The organism is uncultured Gimesia sp., assembly GCF_937910335.1.
GTDB lineage: Bacteria > Planctomycetota > Planctomycetia > Planctomycetales > Planctomycetaceae > Gimesia.
Map to the genome: position 1 here is coordinate 1 of NZ_CALEMX010000602.1, position 5,929 is coordinate 5,929.

General features: G+C 45.8%; 5 protein-coding genes. 4 read left to right on the top strand and 1 reads right to left on the bottom strand.

The features are described 5' to 3' along the window. Positions 1–256 precede the first annotated feature (256 nt). The 4 genes from Q0668_RS24585 (at position 257) to Q0668_RS24600 (ending at position 5,041) form a co-directional block, all read left to right on the top strand. Positions 257–1,324, top strand: a complete 1,068-nt coding sequence (locus Q0668_RS24585) for a hypothetical protein (RefSeq protein WP_298869199.1) — start codon at positions 257–259, stop codon at positions 1,322–1,324. A 108-nt stretch (positions 1,325–1,432) separates the two neighbouring features. Beyond that, complete coding sequence (locus Q0668_RS24590; protein ID WP_298869200.1) at positions 1,433–2,464, top strand: ATP-binding cassette domain-containing protein; 1,032 nt, start codon at positions 1,433–1,435, stop codon at positions 2,462–2,464. Positions 2,465–2,585: 121 nt separating this feature from the next. Then, complete coding sequence (locus tag Q0668_RS24595; protein ID WP_298869201.1) at positions 2,586–3,365, top strand: ABC-2 family transporter protein; 780 nt, start codon at positions 2,586–2,588, stop codon at positions 3,363–3,365. Between the two features lie 425 nt (positions 3,366–3,790). Continuing rightward, entirely contained in the window at positions 3,791–5,041 is a 1,251-nt protein-coding gene (locus Q0668_RS24600; RefSeq protein WP_298869202.1) for an MFS transporter, read from the top strand. A 56-nt stretch (positions 5,042–5,097) separates the two neighbouring features. Here Q0668_RS24600 and Q0668_RS24605 read toward each other — a convergent pair whose 3' ends face one another. Continuing rightward, positions 5,098–5,364 (bottom strand): hypothetical protein, encoded by a 267-nt coding sequence (locus Q0668_RS24605; protein WP_298869203.1) that lies wholly within the window; start codon positions 5,362–5,364, stop codon positions 5,098–5,100. Positions 5,365–5,929 lie beyond the last annotated feature (565 nt).

Consider the following 5,929-nt stretch of genomic DNA (forward strand, 5'->3'; position numbering starts at 1 on the left):
TTGATGTCATCAAATTCTGCATAGCTCCGAACCTTTCACCGGGTTCGGAGCTTTTTTTATAGCCAGCAATATTTCCGCGTCACTTGATCAAAACGCGCAAAAAACAGTTTATATCTTCCAAGTATCGCTTTCTTCAAGACGATACGGTTTCTTAAAATCTTTTTATCGGCGTGAACCTGTCAGTCAGATTCGACGACTGCTACACTTCCCAGAGATGCGTTAAAATGTATTCCAGTCTTTCCAGTCGGGGTTCCGGATGCAAAGTTCACAGCCATTACCGCATTACGATATCCAAAAAACTTATCAATGGAATTACGAGAATGCCCCCGATCCTGTAAAACAGGATCAACGGGCCGTCCCCGGTCGCTGGGCATTTTGTGGTTTGCCAGTTTCTTCTCCCCTGGGAATTCCGGCAGGACCTTTACTCAATGGCAAATGGGTACTCTATTATGCCAGTCTTGGATTTGACGTCTTAACCTATAAAACGGTTCGATCAACATTCCGCGAATGTTATCCGCTACCGAATTTACAACCCGTCGATACGGCTCCGCTCTCCGGAGGCGAACAACGAGTCTCCATTTCAAAAACCATGCAGGGTAGTTGGGCCGTCTCGTTTGGTATGCCATCTGCGCCGCCTGATATCTGGCGGAAGGATGTCGAGCGAACCCGCAAACAGCTTGCTAAAGACAAAATCCTGTCTGTGTCTGTCGTCGGAAGCTTGCAATCGGGCTGGTCCCTGGATGATCTGGCTGACGATTATGCTTTGTGTGCGCAATGGGCCATTCAAAGCGGCGCAGATTGCATTGAAACCAACTTCTCGTGCCCGAACGTATGCACCCGAGACGGTCAACTTTATCAGCAGCCCCAGGCAGCAGCCCTGGTTGCCAGCCGCGTGAAAGAAGTGACAGGTTCAGTGCCCTATCTCATTAAAATCGGACATGTACCTGATAAATCACAGGCACAAGAACTAGTAAAGGCAATCTTACCGTACGCTTCCGGCATCGTGATGACCAATAGCGTAGCATCATCCGTCAGCGATCAAGAGGGAAAACCAATGTTTGGCGGAGAACAGCGCGGCATCTGTGGCAAGGCAACAAAACAGGCTTCTCTCAAACAACTCAAAATTTTTGCACAATACATTCAGGAACAGCCCAATAAAACGGCCCTTCCCGATCTGATCTCCTGTGGTGGAATCAGCTCGGCCATTGATGTCAAAGAGTTTCTTGCTGCCGGCGCACAAGCAACTCATCTGGCAACCGCAGCCATGTGCAACCCGCAAATCGCCAGTCAAATCCGTAAAGAACTTGCTGAACAGAAAGATTGACTGATACTTAAGTAAATAGGCCCGTCAGGCCTGATCAGCAGTTCGGTTTTTTCTGAAACCTGTACTTTGTCGCTCGACCCGAAACCGCGGGTACCGTAAGATGACGTCATGAATGCCATCGTCGCCAAAAATCTTGAAAAAACCTACAAAGTCTATCAAAAAAAAGAGGGTGTATTCGCTTCACTCAAAGGACTCTGGCGACGCGATTACAAAACCGTGCATGCCGTCTCTGATGTGAGTTTTTCTATTGAACAAGGTGAAATCGTTGCCTTTCTCGGCCCGAATGGAGCCGGAAAAACCACTACTCTCAAACTCTTATCCGGACTCATTTTTCCCTCAGCCGGCGAAGCAACCGTTTTGGGACATATCCCCTGGAAGCGTGAGAATGAATACCGACGCCGGTTTTCATTGGTCATGGGACAAAAAAATCAACTCTGGTGGGATCTGCCTGCACAGGAATCGTTTCGGCTGCACAAGGAAATTTACCGGATTGATCCGCAACAATATACACGCCGCATTGATGAATTGACGAGCCTCCTGGAAGTAAAACATTTAATCGGTCAGCCGGTCAGAGAACTTTCACTGGGAGAACGGATGCGGATGGAACTCATCGCTGCATTGCTTCATAAACCCGACGTCTTACTTCTCGATGAACCGACGATCGGCCTGGATGTGGTTTCGCAAAGGCGCGTTCAAGAATTCCTGAAATATTATCAGGTCAAACAGAAAACGACAGTCGTTCTTACCAGCCACTATATGAAAGATGTCGAAGCACTTTGCAAACGCGCCATTATCATCAATCAGGGCCGCATCAAACACGATGGCCCGCTGAGTGATATACTCGATAAGTTCAGTAACTACAAAATCATGGACGTCCAGTTTGACGGCGATGATATGCCACCAGACTTTTCACAATGGGGAGAAGTCATTGAGCAGGAAGCTCCGCATGTTAAACTGAAAGTCCCACGAAATAAAATTCCGGAAATCCTCTCAAGCCTGCTTTCCAAATATCGTATTCTGGATGTCGGCGTGCAGGAAAGACCTTTGGAAGAGGTGATCTCGGAAGTTTTCACCGAACAAAAAAATGAAATGGCTCAATCCCAGGACAGGGAGAGTATGCTGAAATCAACAACCGATTAAACTCAGTCTCTCTTGGAATTGATTGGTTGGTTTTTCTAACACCGTCTTTTGAATACATCATTTCGATATTAGACATATGATCGCCAGACTGCGAACCAATTGGATTATTTTAAAGACGTCTGTGGAAGAACGCCTCGTCTACCGTGGAGATTTTGTCTTTGCCACTTTAATTCGCTTTCTTCCGATAGTAACTCAAATTTTTCTATGGGGAGCCATCTATGGAATTCATACCACCTCACCCCTCAAATCCATCAAAGGTTACAGTTATCAGGAAATGGTTGCATACTATTTGCTGGTAATGGTCGGACGGGCATTCTCCAGTATGCCGGGACTGGCAAATGGAATTGCCAACGATGTGCGGGATGGCACTATCAAAAAATATCTGGTTCAACCCATCGATATGCTGGGATATCTATTTTGGGCACGCGTGGCTCATAAACTGGTTTATTATCTGGTAGCGATCGGCCCGTTTATTCTCGTTTTTTATCTCTGCCGCGATTACTTCGCCGGCTGGCCTGATGCCTTTACCATTACCGCCTGGATTCTATCTCTGATTATGGCATTCCTGGTTGGTTTTTTGATCGAATCACTGATTGGGTTAATCGCGTTCTGGTTTCTGGAAGTCAGCTCACTCATCTTTATTTACATGATGCTGAACTACTTTCTTTCCGGACATATGATTCCGCTCGACCTGTTCCCGGAACCGCTCAGCCAATGGATGCAAATGCTGCCTTTTAAATACCTCGCTTATTTTCCGGGAACAGTCATTCTTGGAAAGTATTCCCATCAAGAACTGATTTTCGAATTGTCCATTGAAGTCGTCTGGATTATCGTCCTGTTTTCATTAAACCGCATCGCATTTCAACAGGGAACCAGGCGCTACAGTGCCTTTGGTGGATAATGCGGCAAATCAAGGCCGTTCGTCACCTGAAATCAGCGGATTTCAACCTGAAACACTCCGCGATCAGGTCCTCTGAAGCGACTTGGCGGTAAACTTTCATCGTTCTCCCTTAGACGAATGAGAGCCTGTCTGCTAGAATAAAAGCAAAGAACCTAGTGTACCTTCGTAAACAGATGAGCTTACAGAATGAAATTTTCGTCTCTTGCCAAGTTGACGAACTTCAATCCGTTGAGTGTTGTCTACAGATTGTTCCCACTTGCTGCTCTGAGTAACAAGAATCCAAAGTCGTGGAACGTCTTCCCCCGGTAGGGATTTCCGAAGAACAGACACTCATTCGAAAAATGAGCTGATAAACAGTTCAATTTTAAAAAATTACGATAGTTACTAATTACCACAATCGACCTCAACCTTAATATAAAAATCAAATGTCTATTACACCCATTGTGCCCGGTAATGAAGAGGAGCCCATTTACAATCGGCTGTTCTGGCTCTGCTACCTGGCCAATGTCATATTAGTCACCGCAAACGCCCTCACGTTTCGATTTGCTGATCTGATTACCTATCTGGGTGGAACCGAAGAACTTGTCGGCGACATTGTAAGTTGTGGTGTTCTAGTAGCACTGGTTGCCCGCTTCTTCCTCGGACAGGGCATCGACCGTTATGGAGTCAGACGACTCTGGGCCATTTCTGCCGTCATATTTGTGATCGGCGCCGCTGGTCTGGCATTCAGTAGATCATTGGGTTGGGAAATCTTTGCTTTCAGAACGTTTTTTGCGACGGGAATTGCAGGCATGTTTACCTGCTCTGTCGTCCATATTCAGCAACGAGTCCCCCACCACCGAAGAACGGAGGTCATTGGAAGCCTGGGAAGCAGTGGCTTCGTCGGTATGATCCTGGGAACTCAGGTCAGTGATTTTATGCTCAAATGGTTACCTCCCGGAAATGACCAGTTTTACGCCTTGTTTGGCATCCCTGCGCTTTTAGGAGTATTTTACTTTGCCATCGTCCTTGCCGTAACTCGTAATGATGTTCATCGCAGGCCCCGAGTCACACCAGCCGCTCATCAGTTGCTGTTCCGCTATTGGCCTGGTCAGGTCGTGATTGTCGCCATCATGATGGGACTTAGTTTTACGGTCGTCAGTGTCTTTTTAACCCGGTTTGTCACTCAACGTGAGCTGGGAGGAATTGGGACGTTCTTTGCCGGGTATGCCATCTCTGCTTTTCTGATTCGAATCCTGACCAGACGCTGGGGCGAAACTGTAGGACGCAATAAAATGATTACGATGGGGCTGATGGGCCACGCCATTGGCCATCTCATCCTCCCCTCCATCACACAGGAATGGCAATTAATTGGCCCTTCTATTTTGTGTGGTTTTGGGCATGCACTGCTCTTTCCGGCTGTCGTTTCACTCGGAACGGAATCGTTTCCCAAGCACTATCGAGGTACGGGCACCACCATTGTTCTCGGATTCTTCGACGCGGGAGCCATCATCTTTGCCCCCATTCTAGGAAGCATTATCGACAAATGGGGCATCGTTCCCATGTTTTATACGTCGGCCGCTGTGATGACTCTCACAGCGTCAGTTTATACCGTCACCGCCAACCACGGCATCAGCAAAGACATGGCCGACGTGCCACAAGAACTTTGCGTCTCGCTCGAAGAAGCCATCGATTAATGAATACTAGAGGAATCTACGCGAGATAACCCTCAGATTCTTCTAATCTGACTACGTTAACGAATGGCACCCTCTTCGAGATCTTGGACCACTTCCGCCAAAACTGCAGGATCTGCAGATTTCAGGACATGATCAATCCGAGAAGCGGGAACCTCTAATCGTTCCATGATATCTCGGGCCCTTTCCCAAAGCTTGTCTTTCTTCTTACCCTCTGCCAGAAACAGGTTGGTACAGAGTTCTGAAAGCTTTTGTTGATCGATCGAGCCACGATTATCATAGTAGCGTTTGATCACATCCTTCTGGTAATTTGAATAATCGGCCATTTTGAGAGGCGTTACTCCTGAGATCGGTTTATGAATATTGATAAGATAGAGTAGTAAATCCCTGATAGGCAGGGTAGTGAAAATATTTATCGGTTTGAAAGATCAATACACTGACTAGAATATTGACTCAGCCCATTCAATTTGGAAAATGGATATATTGATCCGATAAAGAATGGGACGAAGATAATCAAGCACACAAAGTTTAGACTAAGAAGTTTAGACTAAAAAAATGAGTAACGGTTAGGGTTGTGATTGTATCATCAAATATCATTGCAATCACTTCAGATCTTCTATTAGGCATATTGTTTCTAAATAGTCTGTTTTACAAAAATAAAGTGCTTAAGATTTCGTGATGACAAGACTTAATACAGACATTGATCAAAATGGACGACATTATTGATTAGTTGACTCGCATATTTTCTGTGAGTAATATTTTATCTAATTCGAATTGCATTCATCGTAGCAACTACGAGTTACAAAAAACTGTCTCAATACTAAAAATTGCTTGTTGTAAGAAAGACCGGAGTAAAATCGTGTCTGTCACACAATTCACTGAACAGGAAAT